Consider the following 21,850-nt stretch of genomic DNA (forward strand, 5'->3'; position numbering starts at 1 on the left):
CGGTGCGTGCTCACCCGCAGGGAGCCGGCCTAGCCGAGCGGGTGCATCCAGCCGTGCTTGTCCTCGGCGGTGCCGCGCTGGATGTCGAGGAGGGCCTGGCGCAGGCGGAGGGTGACCTCGCCGGGCTCGCCGCCGCCCTGCCGCCACTCGGCGCCGGCCCGCTTCACCGTGCCGACCGGGGTGATGACGGCCGCCGTACCGCAGGCGAAGACCTCGGTGAGGGTGCCGTTCTCCGAGTCGCGCTGCCACTGCTCGACGGAGACGCGCTCCTCGACGGCCTCGTAGCCGAGGTCGCGGGCGACGCCCAGCAGGGAGTCACGGGTGACGCCCTCCAGGATGGAGCCGCTGAGGGTGGGGGTGACGATCCTGTCTCCGTAGACGAAGTACAGGTTCATGCCGCCCAGTTCCTCGACCCACTGGTGCTCGACCGCGTCGAGGTAGCAGACCTGGTCGCAGCCCTTGGCCGCGGCCTCGGCCTGCGCGAGCAGGGAGGCCGCGTAGTTGCCGCCGGTCTTGGCGTCGCCCATGCCGCCGGGGACGGCGCGGACGCGGTCCTCGGAGACCCAGATGGAGACGGGCTTCACGCCGCCCGGGAAGTAGGCGCCGGCCGGGGAGGCGATGACCAGGAACAGGTACTCGTTGGCGGGCTTCACACCCAGTCCGACCTCGGTGGCGATCATGAAGGGGCGCAGGTAGAGGGACTCCTCACCGCCGTGCGCCGGCACCCACGCCTTGTCCTGCGTGACGAGGGCGTCGCACGCCTCGATGAAGGTCTCGACCGGTAGTTCGGGCATCGCGAGGCGCCTGGCGGAGCGCTGGAAGCGCTCGGCGTTCTTCTCCGGCCGGAAGGTGGCGACGGAACCGTCGGGCCGGCGGTAGGCCTTCAGGCCCTCGAAGATCTCCTGCGCGTAGTGCAGGACGGTGGTCGCGGGGTCGAGGGAGATCGGCGCGTACGGGACGAGCCGGCCGTCGTGCCAGCCGCGGCCCTCGGTCCACTTGATCGTCACCATGTGATCGGTGAAGTGGCGGCCGAACCCGGGGTTGGCCAGGATCGCCTCGCGCTCTGCGTCCGAGAGCGGGTGCGCCGAGGGCTTGAGCTCGATCGTGGGCGTCGTCATGAGTGGTTGTCCTTCACCGGTTGTAGTGACGGGCCGCGCACACGCCCGCACGGCCCGTGGCCAGTACTAGGACGTCCGAGCATTCCCTCATTCCGCGGCTCCGCGTCCGATTATCGCCCGGAGGCGACGGCGGAAGAAACAGGGTGAATGCGGCCCGGTGGTCGATGGTGGCACCCGGCGGGGACAGGGGGAAGCCGCCGGGTGCGGATGCGACCCGGCGGCTTCGAGTGTTCTCGGTGTACGCCGGGTCAGCCGGCTACTCGTGCGGCGAGCGCGTCGCCGATCTCCGAGGTGCTGCGGGCGGGCAGGTCGCCGCGCTCCGCGAGGTCGGCGGAGACGGCGTCCTCGATGCGGACCGCCTCGGCGTCGTGGCCGAGGTGGCGCAGCAGCAGGGCGACGGACAGGACCGTGGCGCTGGGGTCGGCCTTGCCCTGGCCGGCGATGTCCGGGGCCGAGCCGTGCACGGGCTCGAACATGGACGGGTACGCGCGGTCCGGGTTGATGTTGCCGGAGGCCGCGACGCCGATGCCGCCGGAGACAGCCGCGGCGAGGTCGGTGATGATGTCGCCGAAGAGGTTGTCGGTGACGATGACGTCGAAGCGGCCCGGGTCGGTGACCAGGTAGATCGTCGCGGCGTCGACGTGGATGTAGTCGGTGGTGACCTCGGGGAACTCCTCGGCCACCTTGGTGAAGACGTTCGTCCACAGGTGGCCGGCGAAGGTCAGCACGTTGTTCTTGTGGACCAGCGTGAGCTTCTTGCGCGGGCGGGCCCGGGCGCGGGCGAAGGCGTCGCGGACCACGCGCTCGACACCGAAGGCCGTGTTGACGGACACCTCGGTGGCGACCTCGTGCGGCGTGCCCTTGCGGATGGTGCCGCCGTTGCCCGTGTACGGGCCCTCGGTGCCCTCGCGGACCACGACGAAGTCGATCTCCGGCTGGTCGGCGAGCGGGGTGGCGACGCCCGGGAGGAGCTTCGAAGGACGCAGGTTGACGTGGTGGTCGAAGGCGAAGCGGAGCTTGAGCAGGAAGCCGCGCTCGAGCACGCCGGAGGGGACCGACGGGTCACCGATGGCGCCGAGCAGGATGGCGTCGTGCCGCTTCAGCTCGTCGAGGTCGGCGTCGGTGAGGGTCTCACCGGTGGCGTGGTAGCGCTTGGCCCCGAAGTCGTACTCCTTGGTCTCCAGCTTCACATCCTGCGGAAGGACGGCGGAGAGGACCTTGAGACCTTCGGCCACGACCTCCTGGCCGATGCCGTCACCGGGGATCACTGCGAGATTGAGGCTGCGAGACATGCGGGCACCCTACTCCTCGTCCCACGGGATGACATGCGGCGTCCGGCATACGGACGCCGTCGGCGTGTCAGTGGCCGGTCGAACCGCCGTTGTCCCTGCGGTCGAGGGCGCGCTGGAGCGCCGCGGCGGCTTTCTTGCGGTCGGATTCGCTGGTGCGGGAGGTGTGGCGGACGCGGCGGGCGGTCGTCTCGGCCATGGGTCATCGACTCCTTCGGCATACGGGGAGCGCGGAAAGGGGGTTGCGAGACACCGGAAGGGGCGGGGAGCGACGGGCCGCAGGGGTTGCCTGCACGGGGCCCGGCTCACGACCGCCGTTCGCTCGATCGAGCGAATCGTTCGGCTCCTACAAAGCTAGAGGAGCGGACTGCATCTGTCTGCACAATTACTCGGACTTCCTACTATCTGAGACGGCGGACCGGGTCGCACCGCTCCCACCTGCGAAAACACCGAACGGGCCAGGTCGGGGGGTGACCTGGCCCGTCCGGGGTCGGGGTGGGCGTCAGCCCATGTGCGGGTAGCCGTAGTCGGTCGGCGGGACCAGCGTCTCCTTGATGGCGCGGGTCAGGGTCCAGCGCATCAGGTTCTGCGGGGCGCCGGCCTTGTCGTTGGTGCCGGAGGCGCGGCCGCCGCCGAAGGGCTGCTGGCCGACGACGGCGCCGGTCGACTTGTCGTTGATGTAGAAGTTGCCGGCCGCGTAGCGCAGCCTGTCCATCGTGTACGCCGCCGCCGCGCGGTCGTTCGCGATGACCGAGCCGGTGAGGGCGTAGTCGGACACCGACTCCATCTGGGTCAGCATCTCGTCGTACTTCTCGTCGTCGTAGACGTGCACGGCGAGGATCGGGCCGAAGTACTCGGTGCGGAACACCTCGTTCTCCGGGTCGTCGCACTCGATGACGGTCGGGCGCACGAACCAGCCCTCGGAGTCGTCGTAGGAGCCGCCCGCGACGATCGTGCAGGAGGCGTCCTCCTTGGCGCGGTCGATGGCGGCCTTGTTCTTGGCGAAGGACCGCTCGTCGATGACGGCGCCGATGAAGTTGGACAGGTCGGTGACGTCACCCATCTTGATGCCGTCGACCTCGGCCGCGAACTCCTCCTTGAAGCCGGAGTTCCAGATCGACGCCGGGATGTACGCGCGGGAGGTCGCGGAGCACTTCTGGCCCTGGTACTCGAAGGCGCCGCGGGTCAGCGCGGTCTTGAGGATCGCGGGGTCGGCGCTCGGGTGGGCGACGACGAAGTCCTTGCCGCCGGTCTCGCCGACCAGGCGCGGGTAGGTGCGGTACTTCTCGATGTTGTTGCCGACCGTCTTCCACAGGTGCTGGAAGGTCTTGGTCGAGCCGGTGAAGTGGATGCCGGCGAGGTCGCGGTGTTCCAGGGCGACCTCGGAGACCGCGATGCCGTCACCGGTGAGCAGGTTGATGACGCCCTTGGGCAGACCGGCCTCCTCCAGCAGCTTCATCAGCAGCACGGCGGCGTGGGTCTGGGTCGGGGACGGCTTCCAGACCACCACGTTGCCCATGAGGGCCGGCGCGGTGGGCAGGTTGGCGGCGATCGCGCTGAAGTTGAACGGCGTGATCGCGTAGACGAAGCCCTCCAGCGGGCGGTGGTCGAGGCGGTTCCACACGCCCGGCGAGTTGGCCGGCGGCTGCTCGGCGAGGATGCCGCGCGCGTAGTGGACGTTGAACCGCCAGAAGTCGACCAGCTCGCAGGGGCTGTCGATCTCGGCCTGCTGCGCGGTCTTGGACTGGCCCAGCATGGTGGAGGCGGCGATGGTCTCGCGCCAGGGGCCGGCCAGCAGTTCGGCGGCGCGCAGGATGATCGCCGCGCGGTCGTCGAAGGACATGGCGCGCCAGGCGGGCGCGGCGGCGAGGGCCGCGTCGATGGCGTCCTGGGCGTCCTGCCGGGTGGCGTTGGCGTAGGTACCCAGACGGGCCTTGTGGTGGTGCGGCTGCACGACGTCGAAGCGCTCGCCGCCGCCCATGCGCTTCTCGCCGCCGATGGTGCAGGTGAGGTCGATCGGGTTGTCGGCCAGCTCCTTGAGCTTGGCCTCCAGCCGGGCGCGCTCGGGCGTCCCGGGGGCGTAGCCGTGCACCGGCTCGTTGACGGGGGTGGGGACCTGGGTCACAGCGTCCATGGGTGGCGTAACTCCTTGTCGTGAGCGGTGTGGTGTCAGCCCTTGGTGAGCATGCTTCGGGCGGAGAAGCGCAGGTTCGCCGGCTTCTCCGCGAGCCGCCGCATGCTGTGCCTTCCCGGCCGGCGACCCCCGGACCCCCGGCCGGGGCCGGGGCTGCGGCACAGCCGAGTTGTCTCAGCCACGACTGATCATGCTCCGCAGGAAGAACCGCAGATTCGCGGGCTTCTCAGCCAGTCGTCGCATGAAGTAGCCGTACCAGTCGGTGCCGTAGGCCGTGTAGACGCGCATGCGGTGGCCCTCGGCGGCCAGTCGCAGGTGCTCGTCGCCGCGGATGCCGTAGAGCATCTGGAACTCGTACTCGTCGAGTTTGCGCCCGGCGGTGCGGGCCAGTTCCTGGGCGATGGAGATCAGACGCGGGTCGTGGGACCCGATCATCGGGTAACCCTCGCCCTCCATCAGCGTCCGCAGGATGCGCACGTACGCCTTGTCGATCTCGTGCTTCTGCTGGTAGGCGACCTCGGCGGGCTCCTTGTAGGCGCCCTTCACCAACCGTACGCGACTGCCGGCCGCGGCGAGGCGGCGCGCGTCCTCCTCGGTGCGGAAGAGGTAGGCCTGGATGACACAGCCCGTCTGCGGGACGTCCCTGCGCAGTTCCTCGTGGATCGCGAACATCGAGTCGAGGGTGGTGTGGTCCTCGGCGTCCAGCGTGACGGTGGTGCCGATCTCGGCGGCGGCCTCGACGACCGGGCGGACGTTGGCGAGCGCCAGTTCGTGGCCGCCGGGGAGCGCCTGGCCGAACATCGACAGCTTCACCGACATCTCGGCGCGGGTGCCGAGCTCCAGCGGCTTCAGCCGGCCGATCAGCTCCAGGTAGGCGTCGCGGGCGGCGGCGGCCTGCTCGGGGGTGGTGATGTCCTCGCCGACGACGTCCATGGTGAGTTCCAGGCCGTTGCCGGTGAGCTCCTGGATGATCGGCAGGATCTCGTCGACGGTCTCACCGGGGATGAAGCGGTCGACGACCTGCTTGGTCACCGGGGCCGCCGAGATCAGGCGTCGCATCCGGTCGCTGCGCGACGCGGCGAGAATCACGGGACCCAGCACGGGGCACCTCCACAAGCTGCACGAGGCCGTCACCCGACGATTCGGATACGGCACGGAGAACCACCGTGAAACCTACGGATGCCCCCGATCGTGGGCCATCGACAGTTGTCACGCATCCGTGCCGCGGATCTCAGACAGATGTATGAAGGGGTCGGGGGTGTGCGGCAGAATGCCCGGGTGACGTCGGAACACAGGGATGACCACCAGGAGCTGGTGGACGAGATCTCGGAGCTGCTCGGCGCTCCGGCGACCCTGGAGAACCGGGACTTCGAGCTGATCGCCTTCGGGGCGTACGACAGCGAGGGCGACCTCGATCCGTCCGTGCTGGACCCGGTGCGCACCCGCTCGATCCTGACCCGCCGTTCGACGGCCGCCGTCCGCGCCTGGTTCGAGGGCTTCGGCATCACCCGGGCGACCGGCCCGGTCCGTATTCCGCGCACCCCGGAGGCAGGCGTGCACCGGGGGCGCATCTGTCTGCCGGTACGCCATCGGGGAGTCGTCCTCGGCTACGTCTGGCTGCTCGACTACGACCCGGGCCCCTCCGAGCGGCAGCTGGACGCCGCCATGCGGGTGACGGCCAGGATCGGGGCGCTGCTCGCGGACGAGGCGCAGCACGGCGCCGACCTCACGCGCGAGTTGCGGGCGGTGCTGACGGCGGAGCGGGACTGGCAGCGGGAGATGGCGGTCGCCGAGCTGCGCACCGCCCTCGGCAACCGGGCCGACGGTCCGCACACGGTGGTCTGTGTCGCCCCCTGGCCCTCCGCCGATCCGGACGACGCCCCCTCGGTCCGTACGGTGCCGGGGGCGACGGCGCTGTGCGTCCTGCCGTGGGGCGCCACCGCCCTGTCCCTGGCCCTGCTGCTGCGGCTGCGCTCGACGGACGTACTGGCCCCGGCGGCGACGGCGGCCTCGCGGCTGCTGGAGCGGGCGGGTTCGAGCGGTCCCGGAAGCCGGGGCGGCCCACCGTCGGCCGCCGGGATCGCCGCGCCCCGCGCGGGCCTCGCCGAACTGGGCGCGGCCTGGACGGAGGCGTCGGCGTCGGCGCGGGCGGCGCTGGCCGAACCCCGGCTCGGACCGGTGGCCCAGTGGGCGTCGATCGGCCCCTTCCGCCTGCTGACCGCGCTGCCCCCGGGCGCCGCCCACGATCCCGTCGTCGGCCCCCTGCTCTCCCCCGCACACGCCGCACTGGCCCGCACCGCCGAGGTCTACCTCGACCGCGCGGGCCAGGCCGGCCGCACGGCGGCCGAGCTGGGCATCCACCGCCAGACCCTGTACTACCGCCTGTCGCGGATCGAGCAGCTCACGGGCCTGGACCTGGACGACGGCGAGGACCGGCTGCTGCTGCACATGGCGCTCAAGGGGCATCGCCTGTAGCGGCGGCCCCCTCGATCACCCGGCGCAGGCCGGCGGTCAGCTGCTCGCCGTCGGGCGCGGTTCCCGGGTCGAAGGTCCACTGGGCGATGAGGCCCGTCATCAAGGTCACGTAGAACATGCCGAGGGTGTCCGCGGCCTCGTCGGACACGTCCTCCTCGCGGCCGCCCATCAGCAGCGGGACCAGACCCCGTCCGGCCTCGCGCTGTGCCGCCGCCAGGCGCTCGCGCACCTCGGGGAGCCGGTCACCGAGGGCGAGGACCTCCATGCTGAGCCGCCACACCGAGCCGGGCTCCTTCATGGTGCCGATGATGTTCGACCACACCCGCTCGAACCGCTCCAGGGAGCCGGGCGCGGTGTCGTCCACGGTCCCGTCGCCCTCGAAGGCGTCGCCCATCCCCTCGACCAGCGACACGTAGGCCTGCGCGAGCAGGGCGTCCTTCGAGCCGTAGTGGTAGCCGATGGACGCCAGGTTGGTCCCCGACTCCCTGACGATGTCACGCGCCGTCGTGCGCGCGAATCCCTTGTCGAGCAGGCAGCGCTTGGCGCCCTCGAGCAGATCCTCACGGTGTCCCATGCGGCCACCCTACCCACCCTTCCATACGCACGTCTTATACGATCGTTCTAGACAAGCGTATAAGACGTGCGTACAGTCGCCGCCATGACAACCGACCCGACCCGTGCCGGCCGCCGCGAGTGGACCGCGCTCACCGTGCTGATGCTTCCGCTGCTGCTGGTCTCGATGGACGTCTCCGTCCTCTACTTCGCGATCCCGGAGATCAGCGCGGACCTGGAGCCGAGCGGCACCCAGCAGCTGTGGATCTTCGACATCTACGGCTTCGTCCTGGCCGGCCTGCTGATGACGATGGGCGCGCTGGGCGACCGCGTCGGCCGCCGCAGGCTGCTGCTCCTCGGCGCCGCCGCCTTCGGTGCCGCCTCACTGCTCGCGGCCTACGCGCACACCGCCGAGACGCTGATCGCGGCCCGCGCGATCCTCGGCATCGGCGGCGCGACCCTGATGCCGTCGACGATGGCGCTGGTCCGCACGATGTTCACCGACCCCGCCCAGCGGACCAGGGCGATCGGGCTGTGGTCCGGGGTGATGACGGCCGGGATCGCGCTCGGCTCGGTGATGAGCGGTGTCCTCGTCGAGCACTTCTGGTGGGGCTCGGTCTTCCTGGTCAACCTGCCCGCGATGGCCCTGCTGCTGGTCCTCGGCCCGGTACTGCTCCCCGAGTCGAAGAACCCCTCCCCCGGCCGCTTCGACCTGCTGAGCGTCCCGCTGTCGATGGCGGCGGTCCTGCCCGTGGTCTACGGCCTGAAGGAACTGCCCTCCGAGGGCTGGAACGTCCGCTACGTCGTCGCGATCACCGTCGGCCTGCTGTTCGCGGCACTGTTCGTGCACCGGCAGCGCACCACGGCCTCGCCGATGATCTCGCCGTCCCTCTTCCGCGGGCACGGCTTCACCCCGGCGCTCGTCCTCAACACCCTGTCGGCCTTCGGGATGATGGGCTCGGCGTACTTCACCACCCAGTACCTGCAGTCGGTCCTCGGCAAGAGCGCGCTGGAGGCCGCGCTGTGGAGCCTGCTGCCGTCGGTGCTCATCGGCGTCGCCGCGCCGGTCGCCGCCCAGGTGGTCCAGCGGGGCGTGGAGCGCGCGTACGTCGTGACGGCCGGTTTCGTCATCGCGGCGGGCGGCTACGGGCTGCTGGCCCTGGCCGGTACGGACTCCCTGTGGCTGGTGCTGGCCGCGTGCGGGGTGCTGGCCGCCGGCATCGTCATCGTGCTGTCCCTGCTCACCGACCTGGCCCTCAGCTCGGCACCGGTCGAGAAGGCGGGTGCGGCGTCCTCCCTGCTGGAGACCGGCACCGAGTTCGGTGGTGCGCTGGGTATGGCCGCCCTCGGCTCCATCGGCACCGCCGTCTACCACCACGAGATGCCGGACACGGCCCCGGCCCTGGCACAGGAGACCCTGGCCGGCGCGCTGGCCGTCGCCGCCGGACTGCCGGGACGTGCGGGGGACGCCCTGGCGACGGCGGCACGGGAGGCGTTCACCGGCGGGATGCGGGGAGCGGCGATCGCGGCGGCGGTACTGCTGCTCGGGGCGGCGTTCCTGGCGGCGGGGCTGCGGCGGATCCGGGTGCGCGGGGAAACGGAGAACGCCGGACGGGCTGACCGGGTCAGCCCGTCCGGCGTGTGAGAGCGAGTCCGTTCAGGACGAACGGGGCCTCGGGTCGGAGCCCCGGTGGCGTCAGACCAGGTTGACCGACCGGGCGGAGGTCGCCCCGATCTCCGCGGCGAGCTCTCCGAGCACTCCGGTGGCCACCGTGTCGTCGACCGTCAGCACCGCGAGCGCCTCGCCGCCGACCGTCGCGCGGGCGACCTGCATGCCGGCGATGTTGATGCCCGCCTCGCCGAGGATGCGGCCCACGGTGCCGACGACACCCGGACGGTCCTCGTAACGCAGGACGACCATGTGGTCGGCGAGCGCGAGGTCCACGTCGTAGTCGCCGACCGCGACGATCTTCTGGACGTGCTTGGGGCCGGCCAGCGTGCCGGAGACCGAGATCTCCTCGCCGTCGGAGAGGGTGCCGCGCACGGTGACGACATTGCGGTGGTCGGCCGACTCCGAGCTGGTGGTCAGCCGTACCTCGACACCGCGCTCCTGGGCGAACAGCGGGGCGTTGACGTAGGACACCGTCTCGTCGACGACGTCCTCGAAGACGCCCTTGAGCGCGGACAGCTCCAGCACCTTCACGTCGTGCTGGGTGATCTCGCCGTACACCTCGACGTCGAGGCGGGCCGCGACCTCACCGGCGAGCGCGGTGAAGATCCGACCGAGGCGCTCGGCGAGCGGCAGGCCCGGCTTGACGTCCTCGGCGATGACACCGCCCTGCACGTTCACCGCGTCCGGGACCAGCTCGCCGGCGAGGGCGAGGCGCACCGAGCGGGCGACCGCGATACCGGCCTTCTCCTGCGCCTCGTCGGTGGAGGCCCCGAGGTGCGGGGTGCAGACGACCTGGTCGAACTCGAACAGCGGGGAGTCCGTGCAGGGCTCCTTCGCGTACACGTCGAGACCGGCGCCGGCGACCCGGCCCTCCTTGAGCGCCGAGTACAGCGCCTCCTCGTCGACGATGCCACCGCGCGCGGCGTTGATGACGCGCACGCTCGGCTTGACCTTGCGCAGCGCCTCGTCGCCGATGAGGCCGACGGTCTCGGGGGTCTTGGGCAGGTGGACGGTGATGAAGTCGGAGACCTCGAGCAGCTCGTCCAGCGACAGGACCTTGACACCCATCTGCGCGGCCCGCGCGGGCTGGATGTAGGGGTCGTAGGCGACGACCTTCATGCCGAAGCCGGACATGCGCTGGGCGACCAGCGCACCGATGCGGCCCAGACCCACGACACCGAGGGTCTTCTCGGCCAGCTCGACGCCCGTGTACTTGCTGCGCTTCCACTCGCCGTTCTTCAGCGCGGCGTTGGCCTGCGGGATGTGGCGGGCGGTGGCGACGATCAGACCGCAGGCGAGTTCGGCGGCGGTGACGATGTTCGAGGTGGGGGCGTTGACGACCATCACGCCGGCCTTGGTGGCGGCGGAGACGTCGACGTTGTCCAGGCCGACGCCGGCGCGGGCGACGACCTTGAGCCTGTTCGCGGCGGCGATCGCCTCGGCGTCGACCTTGGTGGCCGAGCGGATCAGGATCGCGTCCACCTCGGCGATGGCCGGGAGCAGCTCGGTGCGGTCCGCGCCGTTGCAGTGGCGGATCTCGAAGTCCGGGCCGAGTGCGTCGACGGTCGCGGGCGACAGCTCTTCAGCGATGAGTACGACGGGTTTCGAGCTCACGTGAGTCCTCACAAGTCCCAGTGCGGACGGCCGTCCCGACGGCCGCAGGCGGTGAAGAAGTGCTAGCCGCGTGGAAGACGCACGACGCTGTGGGCCTGACGCGTATGTAGTGCAGCAGTCTAGTGGCGCCGAGGGCGTCGTCTTACGCCGCTTCGGAAGGATCACCCGTCCGTGGCGGGACGGGATGGACAACGCCGTACCACCGACGTTACCCCTGGTCGGCCCGAGGGGCCGGAGCATTCCGCTCCGGCCCCTCGGCCATGAGGCTTACGCCTCCTCGTCGACCCAGCTCATGAGCTTGCGCAGCTCCTTGCCGGTGGTCTCAAGGAGGTGCTCGGAGTCCTGCTGCTTGTACTCGTTGTACTTCTTCAGGCCGCCGTGGTACTCGTCCATCCAGTTCTTGGCGAAGGTGCCGTCCTGGATCTCGGCGAGGACCTTCTTCATCTCGGCCTTGGTGGCGTCGGTGATGATCCGCGGGCCGGTGACGTAGTCGCCCCACTCGGCGGTCTCGGAGATCGACCAGCGCATCTTCTCCAGGCCGCCCTCGTACATGAGGTCCACGATCAGCTTCAGCTCGTGCAGGCACTCGAAGTAGGCGATCTCCGGCTGGTAGCCCGCCTCGGTCAGCGTCTCGAAGCCGGCCTTGACCAGCGCCGCGGTGCCACCGCAGAGGACGGCCTGCTCGCCGAACAGGTCGGTCTCGGTCTCCTCGGTGAAGGTCGTCTTGATGACGCCGGCGCGGGTGCCGCCGATGCCCTTCGCGTACGACAGGGCCAGCTCGAAGCCGTTGCCGGTGGCGTCCTGTTCGACGGCGGCGATGCAGGGAACGCCGCGGCCCTCCTCGTACTGACGGCGCACCAGGTGGCCCGGGCCCTTGGGGGCGACCATGCAGACGTCCACGCCGGCCGGGGGCTTGATGAAGCCGTAGCGGATGTTCAGGCCGTGACCGAAGAACAGCGCGTCGCCGTCCTTCAGGTTGTCCTTGATGTGCTCCTCGTAGACCTGGGCCTGGATCGGGTCCGGGACCAGGATCATGATGACGTCGGCCTCGGCGGCGGCCTCGGACGGGCTCACCACGCGCAGGCCCTGCTCCTCGGCCTTGGCCTTGGACGTGGAGCCCTCGTGCAGACCGACGCGCACGTCGACACCCGAGTCGCGCAGCGACAGGGCGTGGGCGTGGCCCTGGCTGCCGTAACCGATGACCGCGACCTTGCGGCCCTGGATGATGGACAGGTCGGCGTCGGCGTCGTAGAACAGCTCGGCCACTTTGGGTTCTCTCCTTGAGTGCAGGTGTTGCGTCCCACCGTATGACGGTGGGGGGAGGGGAAGTTCCGGAGTCTCGGAATACGGGCGGCCGGTGTCGCGGCCGGCCGCCCGTTTCACGTCTCAGGCCGACCGGTCCAGGGCGCGCAGCGACCGGTCCGTGATGGAACGGGCACCGCGTCCGATCGCGATCGTGCCGGACTGGACGAGCTCCTTGATGCCGAACGGCTCCAGCATCTTGAGCATGGCGGACAGCTTGTCGCTGCTGCCGGTGGCCTCGATGGTCACGGCCTCCGGGGAGACGTCCACGGTCTTGGCGCGGAACAGCTGGACGATCTCGACGATCTGGGAGCGCGTCTCGTTGTCGGCGCGCACCTTCACCAGAACGAGTTCACGCTGGACGGCGTGCCCGGGTTCGAGCTCGACGATCTTCAGCACGTTGACGAGCTTGTTGAGCTGCTTGGTCACCTGCTCCAGCGGGAACTCCTCGACGCTCACCACGATGGTGATCCGGGAGATGTCGGGGTGCTCGGTGACGCCGACGGCGAGCGAGTCGATGTTGAAGCCGCGGCGGGAGAACAGGGCGGCGATCCGGGCCAGGATGCCAGGGGTGTTCTCCACCAGGACGGAGAGCGTGTGCTTGGACATGATCTGCTTCCTTTACGGCTCTCAGTCGTCTTCGTTGTCGCCGAAGTCGGGGCGGACGTCCCGGGCGGCCATGATCTCGTCGTTGGAGGTGCCGGCGGCGACCATCGGCCACACCATCGCGTCCTCGTGGACGATGAAGTCCACGACGACCGGGCGGTCGTTGATGGAGTTCGCCTCCTCGATGACCTTGTCGAGGTCGGCCGGGTCCTCGCAGCGGATCGCGTAGCAGCCCATGGCCTCCGACAGCTTCACGAAGTCGGGGACGCGGGTGCCGGCGCTCTTCTCCGTGCTGTCGGCTCCGGGGCCGGAGTGCAGCACCGTGTTGGAGTACCGCTGGTTGTAGAAGAGGGTCTGCCACTGGCGGACCATCCCGAGGGCGCCGTTGTTGATGATGGCGACCTTGATCGGGATGTTGTTCAGGGCGCAGGTGGTGAGCTCCTGGTTGGTCATCTGGAAGCAGCCGTCGCCGTCGATCGCCCAGACGGCGCGGTCGGGGACGCCGGCCTTGGCTCCCATGGCGGCCGGGACCGCGTAGCCCATGGTTCCGGCGCCGCCGGAGTTCAGCCAGGTGGCGGGCCTGTCGTACTGGATGAAGTGCGAGGCCCACATCTGGTGCTGGCCGACGCCGGCCGCGAAGATCGTGCCCTCGGGCGCCAGCTGTCCGATGCGCTCGATGACCTGCTGCGGGGAGAGCGAGCCGTCCTCGGGCAGGTCGTAGCCGAGCGGGTAGGTCTCGCGCCAGCGGTTCAGGTCCTTCCACCAGGCGGTGCAGTCGCCCCGGTTGCCCTCGGCGTGCTCCTTCTGGACGGCCTGGACCAGGTCGGCGAGGACCTCGCGGGCGTCACCGACGATCGGCACGTCGGCGGCGCGGTTCTTGCCGATCTCGGCCGGGTCGATGTCGGCATGGACGATCTTGGCGTACGGGGCGAAGCTGTCCAGCTTGCCGGTGACGCGGTCGTCGAAGCGGGCGCCGAGGGCGACGATCAGGTCGGCCTTCTGCAGCGCGGTGACGGCGGTGACCGCACCGTGCATGCCCGGCATCCCCACGTGCAGCTCGTGGCTGTCGGGGAATGCGCCGAGTCCCATCAGGGTGGTGGTGACGGGAGCTCCGGTGAGTTCCGCGAGGACCTTCAGCTCGGCGGTGGCGCGGGCCTTGAGGACGCCGCCGCCGACGTAGAGGACCGGCCGCTTGGCGGCGGTGATCAGCTTGGCGGCCTCGCGGATCTGCTTGGCGTGCGGCTTGGTGACGGGCCGGTAGCCGGGCAGGTCCATGGTGGGCGGCCAGGAGAAGGTGGTCTTCGCCTGGAGGGCGTCCTTGGCGATGTCGACCAGCACCGGGCCGGGACGGCCGGTGGCGGCGATGTGGAACGCCTGGGCGATCACCCGCGGGATGTCCTCGGCCTTGGTGACCAGGAAGTTGTGCTTGGTGATCGGCATGGTGATGCCGACGATGTCCGCCTCCTGGAAGGCGTCCGTGCCGATCGCCTTGGAGGCGACCTGGCCGGTGATCGCGACCATCGGCACCGAGTCCATGTGCGCGTCGGCGATCGGGGTGACCAGGTTGGTGGCGCCGGGACCCGAGGTCGCCATGCAGACGCCCACCTTGCCGGTGGCCTGCGCGTAACCCGTGGCCGCGTGGCCGGCGCCCTGCTCGTGCCGGACCAGGACGTGGCGCACCCGGGTGGAGTCCATCAGCGGGTCGTAGGCGGGGAGGATCGCACCGCCGGGAATGCCGAATACCGTGTCGGCGCCGACCTCCTCGAGAGAGCGAATGAGGGACTGTGCGCCCGTGACGTGCTCGACGGGGGCGGACTGTCCTCCGGATCGGGGCCGGGGCTGCGGGTGATGGGCCCCGGTGGCCTGCTCGGTCATCGGCATTCTCTTCTCGATGCTTAGGGTTTTTGCGAAGTTTGTACGGGTCACGCATGGTGCTCGGCAGGTGCCTGTGCAACAAAAAACCCCTCGTGCCATAAGGCAAGCGAGGGGAGCGCGCCGGGTGGTGGTCGCTGAGCGGTGGAGGCTCAGCGTCAGCCGACGCGCTTTCCAAGTACGAGAATTCGGGTGCGCATGGCACTGACCCTCCACCCGCCGCGCACCCAGTGTCAAGTGGGTGGGACGGGAGTCTCATTATGTGAGCGCAGTGCCGTACCGCCCTGGAGTACGGCGGTCACTCCGGTGGAGTAGACCCCGGAGCCCCCGCCGACCAACACGGGTTCGGCCGGCCCGGGCGGCACCGGGTAGTGCCCGGCGGCCAGCGCCCTGCGCAGCCGGTACTCGTCCAGCGGCCCGGAGAAGGCCTTGCCCTGCCCGTGCGTGCAGCCCATCGCGCGCAGGGCCGCGACCTGCTCGGGCAGATCCACGCCGTCGGCCACGGACTGCATCCCGAGATCGGAGGCGATCCGCAGCAGACCGCTGGTGATCTTGTACAGCCGCGCGGACTCCACCACGCCGTCGATCAGGCCCCGGTCGAGCTTCAGCACGTCGACGGGGAGCCGCCTCAGGGCCATGATCGCCGCGGGTCCGCTGCCGAAGCCGTCGAGCGCGATCCGGACGCCGAGCCGCTTGAGCACGGTCAGCCGGCGCTCCAGCTCGTCGAGCGACGCCCTGGGATCGGTGTCGGCCAGCTCTACGACCAGGGAGCCGGACGGCAGTCCGTGCCGGGTCAGCAGGGCCTCGATCGAGCCCAGGGGCAGTGACCGGTCCAGCAGCCGGTGCGCGCTCAGCCGGACGGCCACCGGGACGGGCAGACCGGTCGCGTGCCGTTCGGCGGCCTGCTCGACGGCCTCCTCCAGCACCCAGCGGCCCAGCTCGGCGGTCTTCTCGCTGTCCTCGGCCACGCGCAGGAACTCCGCGGGGGTGAACAGCACCCCCTGGGAGGAGCGCCAGCGCGCCTGGGCGCAGACCGAGGTGATCCGGCCGTCCTCCAGGGACACCACCGGTTGGTGCAGCAGGGCGAACTCGCCGTGGTGCAGCGCCGCGCGCAGCCGGGTGGCCAGCTCCGCCCTGCGCACCACGTCCTGCTGCATCTGCGGCTTGTACAGCTCCACACGGCCCTTGCCGGCGGCCTTGGCCCGGTACATGGCGAGGTCGGCGTTGCGCAGCAGTTCGCCCGCGCCGAGACCGGGTTCGGCGAAGGCCACACCGATGGAGGCGTTGACCCGGACATCGTTGCCGTCGATGACGTAGGGCTGGGAGAGGGTCACTCTCAGGCGGTCGGCGAGCTCCAGGATGTGCCGCTCGCGGGCGTCCCGGTCGCGGGCGCCGTCGCCGACGATCAGGGCCGCGAACTCGTCGCCGCCCAGCCGGGACGCGGTGTCTCCCTTGCGGACCGCGTCCTGGAGTCTGCGGGCGGCCTGGACCAGCAGTTCGTCCCCTGCCTGGTGCCCGATGGTGTCGTTGACGCCCTTGAAGCCGTCCAGGTCGATGAAGAGCACCGCCGTGCCCCTGAGGGCGGCCCCGCGGTCCGAGGCGCGGCGGCCGGACAGGGCCTGCTGGACGCGCCGGGTGAACAGGGCGCGGTTGGGCAGGTCGGTGAGCGGATCGTGCTCCGCGTTGTGCTGGAGCTGCGCCTGGAGCCGCACGCGCTCGGTCACGTCACGGCTGTTGAAGATCAGGCCGCCGTGGTGCCGGTTGACGGTCGACTCGACGTTCAGCCAGCCTCCCCCACTCTCGGCTTCGCCCGAGCGGGGGGACCCCCATGAGCGGGAGGTGCCCCCACCGCCGGAGCGGAAGCGGCACTCGATGCGGGTGGTGGGTTCCTCGACCGGGTCGGCGGCGAGGAAGCGGCGCACCTCGTGCACGACACAGCCCAGGTCCTCCGGGTGGATGAGACTGGCCAGTTCGGTCCCCTCCAGCTCCTCCGCGGGCCTGCCGTACACCTTGGCGGCGGCCGGGGAGACGTAGCGGAGGATGCCGCTGGGGGCGGCGATCATGATGACGTCGCTGGAGCCCTGCACCAGGGAGCGGAAGTGGTTCTCCTGCTGCGCCAGTTCCTGGGTCAGGGTGATGTTGTCGAGCAGCATGATGCCCTGGCGCACGACGAGCGCGAGCACGACGGTGCCCCCGGTGAGCAGGACGACGCGGTCGACGCTGCGGCCGTTGAGGACGTTGTAGAGGATTCCCAGGGTGCACACGGCCGCGGCGAGGTACGGCGTGAGCGCGGCGAGGGAACCGGCGATGGGCCGGGAGAGCGGATACCGGGTGGGCTCGCCGGGCGGCGGCCCGTGGTGGTGGTCCGGCGCGCCGCACCGCCCGGGCAGGTGCTCGCGGACCACGCGCGTGTGCCCGTCCCGCTCCGGCCGTCCGCCACGGGGCGCGGTCCAGGGGGCGTACGCCAGGAGCAGCGAGCCGGCGAACCAGCCGGCGTCGAGCAGCTGTCCGGAGCGGTAGCCGGCGTGCAGCAGCGGGGAGGTGAACAGGGCGTCGCACATCACGGTCAGCGCGAGCGCGCCGATCGCGGTGTTGACCGCGGACCGGTTGACCGCCGAGCGCCGGAAGTGCAGCGCGAGCACCATGCTGACCAGGGCGATGTCGAGCAGTGGGTACGCCAGTGACAGCGCGGTGCGCGCGACGTCCGGCCCTCCTGCCCGGGCGGCCTGGGCGAGCGCGAGGCTCCACGCGAGGGTGAGCAGGGAGCCGCCGATCAGCCAGGCGTCCAGGGCGAGACAGACCCAGCCGGCCTTGGTCACGGGCCGTTTGGCGAGCACCAGCAGTCCCACGATGGCGGGCGGCGCGAAGCACAGGAAGAACAGGTCGGCGTAGCTGGGGCTGGGCACGGGAAGCCCGAGGACGACCTCGTACCACCCCCAGACCAGGTTGCCCAGGGAGGCCATGGCCGAGGAGAGGCCGAACATCACCCAGGCGGGTCGAAACCGGGTGCGGGGGCTGCGGGCGTAGACGAAGCAGGACACGGCGGCGACACCGGCCGCCGCGCTCAGTCCGAAGTCGCCCATGATCAGCGCGAGGCGCTCCGAGCCCCAGCCGAACGCGGCGCCGACGGCGTAGGCCGCGCAGACCAGGGCCAGAACGAGTTGGGCGACCGGGCCGGGCCGGCGGCCGGCGGCCGGCGCGCCGGACAGCAGCGCTGCCGGCGCGGGCTGCTGCCGCAGTGCTCCGTCGAGTGTGGGGGCGGGGGTCGGCGCGCTCACCGGCACCTCCCGTTCCGCTCCGCTCCCGGGTCCTTCGGCCCCCGGCGCACCAGGTGGGCGTGCCCGCGGCGGCTGCCGTGCCCGGGGTGGTGACGGCCGGGACCGTCGTGAGGGCCGCTGTGCCGGGCGTGGTGGCCGCTGTGGTGACCGCGGCCGCGCGCGGCCGTGCGCCACGGTCGTCGCCGACGGCTCCGCCGCGTCGGATCGCTCGTCCACAAGCCGTGCATCGTCCGTCGCCCCCCTCACTGTCCGCACTGTCCTGCCCCCGCGCCGTTGGTCAGCGGCGCGGCCCCTGTCGGGACGATACACCAGTGTCGTCACTCAGGGACATAGGTTCTCTACGCTCCGTAACGATCAACTGATGTACGAGTACCCACCGCGCCCGGAGAAACGCGGACGGTACTCGAAGCGGACTACAGGGCTTCCGCTCCCGTCACCAGGATCACGTTGCCGAGCTCCTCCCGGTTCAGGTAACGGCGCAACTGATTGACCAGCAACCGCTCGGCGCGCGGCCGGAAGGCGGAGGTGGGTCCGCCGACGTGCGGGCTGATGAGGACGCCCGGCGCCCGCCACAGGGGATGTTCCGAGGGCAGCGGTTCGGGATCGGTGACGTCGAGGGCCGCGGTGATGCGGCCGCTCTCCAGCTCGGTGAGCAGCGCCTTGGTGTCGACGACGCCGCCGCGGGCCACGTTCACCAGCAGGGCGCCGTCCTTCATCCGGGCCAGGAACGCGGCGTCCACGAGGTGCCGGGTGGTCTCGGTCAGCGGCGTGGACAGGACGACGACGTCCGCCTCGGGGAGCAGGGCGGGCAGTTCGGTGAGCGGGTGCACCGGCCCGCGCTCCGTGGCGCGTGCGGAGCGCGCGACGCGCGCCACCCGCGCGAGCTCGAACGGAACGAGCCGGTCCTCGATGGCCGCGCCGATCGAGCCGTACCCCACGATGAGCACGTTCTTGTCGGCGAGCGCGGGCCGGAATCCGCCGCGCCACTCCCCCTCGTCCTGTGCCCGCACGAAATCGGGGATGCCGCGCAGGGAGGCCAGGATCAGCGCGAGCGTGAGCTCGGCGGTGCTGGCCTCGTGCACACCGCGTGCGTTGCACAGCCGTACGCCGGGGGGCAGGTCCTTCAGGCCGGACTCCACGTGGTCGGTGCCGGCCGACAGGGTCTGTACGACGCGGACGGAACGCATCAGCGGCATCGGGCGCACCACGGTCCCGGCGGGCTTCATGTAGGGCACGACGTAGAAGCCGCAGTCGGCCGGGTCGGCGGGGAACTCCTCGTCTCCGTCCCAGAAGAGGTAGCGCGGCCCCTCGGGAAGGCCCTCGATCTCGTCCGGCGGAATGGGAAGCCATACGTCAGCAGCAGTCATGGTCCGGAGGCTAGTTCAGGAGCGCGGGGACGCAGAGGTTAGGTTGGGGGGCCGGAGAGGGAGGGTCACGACCAGGTGGAGCGCAGGACGATCGGCGCGGGGGCGCTCGCGGTGGGGGCCGTCGGACTCGGGTGCATGCCGATGAGCTGGGCCTACAGCACGTCCCGGCAGCGCGGCGAGGAGTCGCTCAGGGCGGTGCACCGGGCGCTGGACGCGGGCTCGACGCTCCTCGACACCGCCGACATGTACGGCCCGTTCACCAACGAGCTGCTGCTCGGGCGGGTGTTGAAGGAGCGGCGCTCCGACGCCTTCGTGTCCACGAAGGTCGGGCTGCTGGTGGGCGACCAGCACATCGTGGCCAACGGCCGTCCCGGGTACGTGAGAAGGGCCTGCGACGCGTCGCTGCGCCGGCTCCAGACCGATGTCATCGACCTCTACCAGCTGCACCGCGCCGACCCGGAGGTCCCGGTCGAGGAGACCTGGGGCGCGATGGCCGAGCTCGTACAGGCCGGAAAGGTACGGGCGTTGGGGCTGTGCGCGGTGGGGGCGCGTTCGGCGCGGCGGCCGGGGGCGCGGCTGCACGACTCGACGATCCGGCAGCTGGAGCGGGTGCAGCAGGTCTTTCCGGTGAGCGCGGTGGAGGCGGAGCTGTCGGTGTGGTCGCCGGAGGCGCTCCGGGCGCTGCTGCCGTGGTGCGCGTCGCGGGGGATCGGCTTCCTGGCGGCGATGCCGCTGGGCAACGGCTTCCTGACCGGGACGCTGACGCCCGGCGTGGGCTTCGAGGCGGACGACCTGCGCGCCCGGCACCCCCGCTTCACGGCCGAGATGATGGCCGCGAACCAGCCGATCGTGGCCGGCCTGCGCCGCGTCGCCCGCCGGCACGGCGCGCACGTCACCCCGGCGCAGGTGGCGCTGGCCTGGGTGCTGGGCCGGGGCCGCCAGGTGATCCCGGTCCCCGGCACCAAGCGGGAGCGGTGGGTCGTGGAGAACGCAGCCGCGGCGGACCTGCGCCTGACGGAACGCGACCTCGCGGAGATCGCGGAACTGCCCGCGGCACAGGGGTCCTGGGACTGAGCGACGGACCGGCGGCGGCGATCCCGCGGTTCGGGGTTCCGCGATCGGGAACCTGTGAGCCGCGAGCGGTGTATGACAGGTAGGACCCCACCGCGTCGAAGGGACGAGATCGTGCAACGACGAGCCGTGACGGCCGTACTGGCCGCCGCCGCGCTCCTGCTGACCGCCGGCTGCTCCTCCGACGACGGAGGACCGCCGGGCGGAGACGGCGGCGCCTCCCCGACCGGTACGGCGGGGACGTCGTCCTCGTCGCCGGAGGGGGCCGCGGAGGAGGCACCGCCCGCGAAGGGCTCGGTGAAGGTGGTCCGCACGGTGACCACGGGCCTGAGCTCCCCCTGGGGCCTGGCCCCGCTGGCCGACGGTGATCTGCTGGTCTCCTCCCGGGACGAGGCGACGATCACCCGGGTCGACGGGAGGACCGGCGAGAAGACCGAGCTGGGCGAGGTGCCCGGGGTGTCGCCGTCCGGCGAGGGCGGCCTGCTCGGCATCGCCCTCTCCCCCGAGTACGCCGCGGACCGCATGGTGTACGCGTACTTCACCTCGGCCTCCGACAACCGCATCGTCCGCATGATCTACGACGAGAAGAAGCCGGCCGGTGAGCAGCTGGGCGCGCCGGACACGGTCTTCCGGGGCATCCCCAAGGGCGAGATCCACAACGGCGGCCGGATCGCCTTCGGCCCGGACAGGATGCTGTACGCGGGCACGGGCGAGAGCGGTGACACAGGTCTGTCCCAGGACAAGGAGTCCCTGGGCGGCAAGATCCTGCGGCTGACCCCGGAGGGCGAGCCGGCCCCGGGCAATCCGTTCCCCGGCTCCGCGGTGTACTCGTACGGCCACCGCAATGTGCAGGGCCTGGCGTGGGACGGCAAGCAGCGACTGTTCGCCGCGGAGTTCGGCCAGAACACCTGGGACGAGCTGAACGCGATCAAGCCGGGCGACAACTACGGCTGGCCGGAGGCGGAGGGCGAGTCGGACGACGGCGGCTTCCACGACCCGATCGACCAGTGGAGCACCGACGAGGCCTCCCCCAGCGGTATCGCCCACGCCGAGGGCTCGGTCTGGATGGCGGGACTGCGCGGCCAGCGGCTGTGGCGCATACCGCTCAAGGGCACGGAGGCCTCGGCGGACCCTCAGGCCTTCCTGGAGGGCGAGTACGGCCGGCTGCGCACGGTGGCGGCGGCGGGCGGCAACAAGCTGTGGCTGGTCACCAGCAACACGGACGGGCGCGGCAGCCCGAAGGAGAGCGACGACCGGATCCTGGAGCTGGAGGTGGGCTAGTCTTTCAGTCCACCTCGGGCGCCTCCTCCGGCGCCGTCGGCGGGCGTACGGTGACCTTTCCGGACGCGAGGTCTATCGGTCCGCGTCCGGAATCGGCGTCGCCGACGTCCTCCCGGGTCAGTTCCAGGCGGTTCTGCTCGTCGTGGGTGTGTTTACGGCCGGGGGCGAACAGTTCCTCGAAGGCGTTGAACATCGCTCCTCTTCCCAAGGGTAAATGGG

The 21,850-nt window shown here is 71.0% G+C and carries 17 protein-coding genes; 4 read left to right on the forward strand and 13 right to left on the reverse strand.

Annotation, left to right across the window (positions count from 1 at the left end):
* Positions 1 to 29: 29 nt before the first annotated feature.
* The 5 genes from ACFXAE_RS03060 to ACFXAE_RS03080 form a co-directional block, all read right to left on the reverse strand.
* A complete protein-coding gene (locus tag ACFXAE_RS03060) occupies positions 30 to 1,118 on the reverse strand; it encodes a branched-chain amino acid aminotransferase (RefSeq protein WP_384707071.1) in 1,089 nt (362 codons plus the stop codon).
* 248 nt (positions 1,119 to 1,366) lie between these two features.
* Positions 1,367 to 2,410 (reverse strand): 3-isopropylmalate dehydrogenase, encoded by a 1,044-nt coding sequence (locus ACFXAE_RS03065; RefSeq protein WP_384707074.1) that lies wholly within the window; start codon positions 2,408 to 2,410, stop codon positions 1,367 to 1,369.
* A 67-nt stretch (positions 2,411 to 2,477) separates the two neighbouring features.
* Positions 2,478 to 2,606, reverse strand: a complete 129-nt coding sequence (locus ACFXAE_RS03070; RefSeq protein ID WP_384707077.1) for a hypothetical protein — start codon at positions 2,604 to 2,606, stop codon at positions 2,478 to 2,480.
* A gap of 303 nt (positions 2,607 to 2,909) precedes the next feature.
* Positions 2,910 to 4,541, reverse strand: a complete 1,632-nt coding sequence (pruA, locus tag ACFXAE_RS03075; protein ID WP_384707080.1) for an L-glutamate gamma-semialdehyde dehydrogenase — start codon at positions 4,539 to 4,541, stop codon at positions 2,910 to 2,912.
* A gap of 174 nt (positions 4,542 to 4,715) precedes the next feature.
* On the reverse strand, positions 4,716 to 5,642 hold the full coding sequence (locus ACFXAE_RS03080) for a proline dehydrogenase family protein (RefSeq protein ID WP_384707083.1): 927 nt from the start codon (positions 5,640 to 5,642) through the stop codon (positions 4,716 to 4,718).
* A 138-nt stretch (positions 5,643 to 5,780) separates the two neighbouring features.
* On the opposite strand from ACFXAE_RS03080, the gene ACFXAE_RS03085 reads away from it, so the two are divergent.
* Positions 5,781 to 7,016: a PucR family transcriptional regulator gene (locus tag ACFXAE_RS03085; RefSeq protein ID WP_384707086.1), complete on the forward strand. Its 1,236-nt coding sequence runs from the start codon at positions 5,781 to 5,783 to the stop codon at positions 7,014 to 7,016.
* Here ACFXAE_RS03085 and ACFXAE_RS03090 read toward each other — a convergent pair.
* A complete protein-coding gene (locus tag ACFXAE_RS03090; protein WP_384707089.1) occupies positions 6,997 to 7,590 on the reverse strand; it encodes a TetR/AcrR family transcriptional regulator in 594 nt (197 codons plus the stop codon). The two genes, ACFXAE_RS03085 and ACFXAE_RS03090, sit on opposite strands and share 20 nt — an antisense overlap.
* A gap of 84 nt (positions 7,591 to 7,674) precedes the next feature.
* Between ACFXAE_RS03090 and ACFXAE_RS03095 the strand changes: the two genes are divergently transcribed.
* Positions 7,675 to 9,213, forward strand: coding sequence for an MFS transporter (locus ACFXAE_RS03095; protein ID WP_384707092.1), 1,539 nt, complete (start codon positions 7,675 to 7,677; stop codon positions 9,211 to 9,213).
* A 51-nt stretch (positions 9,214 to 9,264) separates the two neighbouring features.
* On the opposite strand, the gene serA is transcribed toward ACFXAE_RS03095, so the two are convergent.
* The 6 genes from serA to ACFXAE_RS03125 all read right to left on the reverse strand — a co-directional run bounded on the left by serA (position 9,265) and on the right by ACFXAE_RS03125 (position 19,279).
* Positions 9,265 to 10,854: a phosphoglycerate dehydrogenase gene (serA, locus tag ACFXAE_RS03100; protein WP_384707095.1), complete on the reverse strand. Its 1,590-nt coding sequence runs from the start codon at positions 10,852 to 10,854 to the stop codon at positions 9,265 to 9,267.
* 267 nt (positions 10,855 to 11,121) lie between these two features.
* Positions 11,122 to 12,120, reverse strand: a complete 999-nt coding sequence (gene ilvC / locus ACFXAE_RS03105) for a ketol-acid reductoisomerase (RefSeq protein ID WP_384707098.1) — start codon at positions 12,118 to 12,120, stop codon at positions 11,122 to 11,124.
* A gap of 120 nt (positions 12,121 to 12,240) precedes the next feature.
* Complete coding sequence (ilvN, locus tag ACFXAE_RS03110; RefSeq protein WP_384707101.1) at positions 12,241 to 12,765, reverse strand: acetolactate synthase small subunit; 525 nt, start codon at positions 12,763 to 12,765, stop codon at positions 12,241 to 12,243.
* A 21-nt stretch (positions 12,766 to 12,786) separates the two neighbouring features.
* Positions 12,787 to 14,643 carry an acetolactate synthase large subunit gene (locus ACFXAE_RS03115; RefSeq protein ID WP_384707104.1) on the reverse strand — a complete coding sequence of 619 codons (1,857 nt, stop codon included), beginning with the start codon at positions 14,641 to 14,643 and terminating at the stop codon, positions 12,787 to 12,789.
* Positions 14,644 to 14,867: 224 nt separating this feature from the next.
* Positions 14,868 to 17,912, reverse strand: a complete 3,045-nt coding sequence (locus ACFXAE_RS03120; protein WP_384707107.1) for an EAL domain-containing protein — start codon at positions 17,910 to 17,912, stop codon at positions 14,868 to 14,870.
* Positions 17,913 to 18,325: 413 nt separating this feature from the next.
* Positions 18,326 to 19,279 (reverse strand): 2-hydroxyacid dehydrogenase, encoded by a 954-nt coding sequence (locus ACFXAE_RS03125; protein ID WP_384707110.1) that lies wholly within the window; start codon positions 19,277 to 19,279, stop codon positions 18,326 to 18,328.
* 75 nt (positions 19,280 to 19,354) lie between these two features.
* Between ACFXAE_RS03125 and ACFXAE_RS03130 the strand changes: the two genes are divergently transcribed.
* On the forward strand, positions 19,355 to 20,353 hold the full coding sequence (locus tag ACFXAE_RS03130; RefSeq protein WP_384707113.1) for an aldo/keto reductase: 999 nt from the start codon (positions 19,355 to 19,357) through the stop codon (positions 20,351 to 20,353).
* Positions 20,354 to 20,425: 72 nt separating this feature from the next.
* Entirely contained in the window at positions 20,426 to 21,631 is a 1,206-nt protein-coding gene (locus ACFXAE_RS03135; RefSeq protein ID WP_384707116.1) for a PQQ-dependent sugar dehydrogenase, read from the forward strand.
* Between the two features lie 4 nt (positions 21,632 to 21,635).
* Here ACFXAE_RS03135 and ACFXAE_RS03140 read toward each other — a convergent pair whose 3' ends face one another.
* Positions 21,636 to 21,824 carry a DUF6191 domain-containing protein gene (locus ACFXAE_RS03140; protein ID WP_384707119.1) on the reverse strand — a complete coding sequence of 63 codons (189 nt, stop codon included), beginning with the start codon at positions 21,822 to 21,824 and terminating at the stop codon, positions 21,636 to 21,638.
* Between the last annotated feature and the right edge of the window lie 26 nt (positions 21,825 to 21,850).

This window comes from Streptomyces sp. NPDC059454 (assembly GCF_042749965.1).
In the GTDB taxonomy this organism is placed as follows: Bacteria; Actinomycetota; Actinomycetes; order Streptomycetales; family Streptomycetaceae; genus Streptomyces.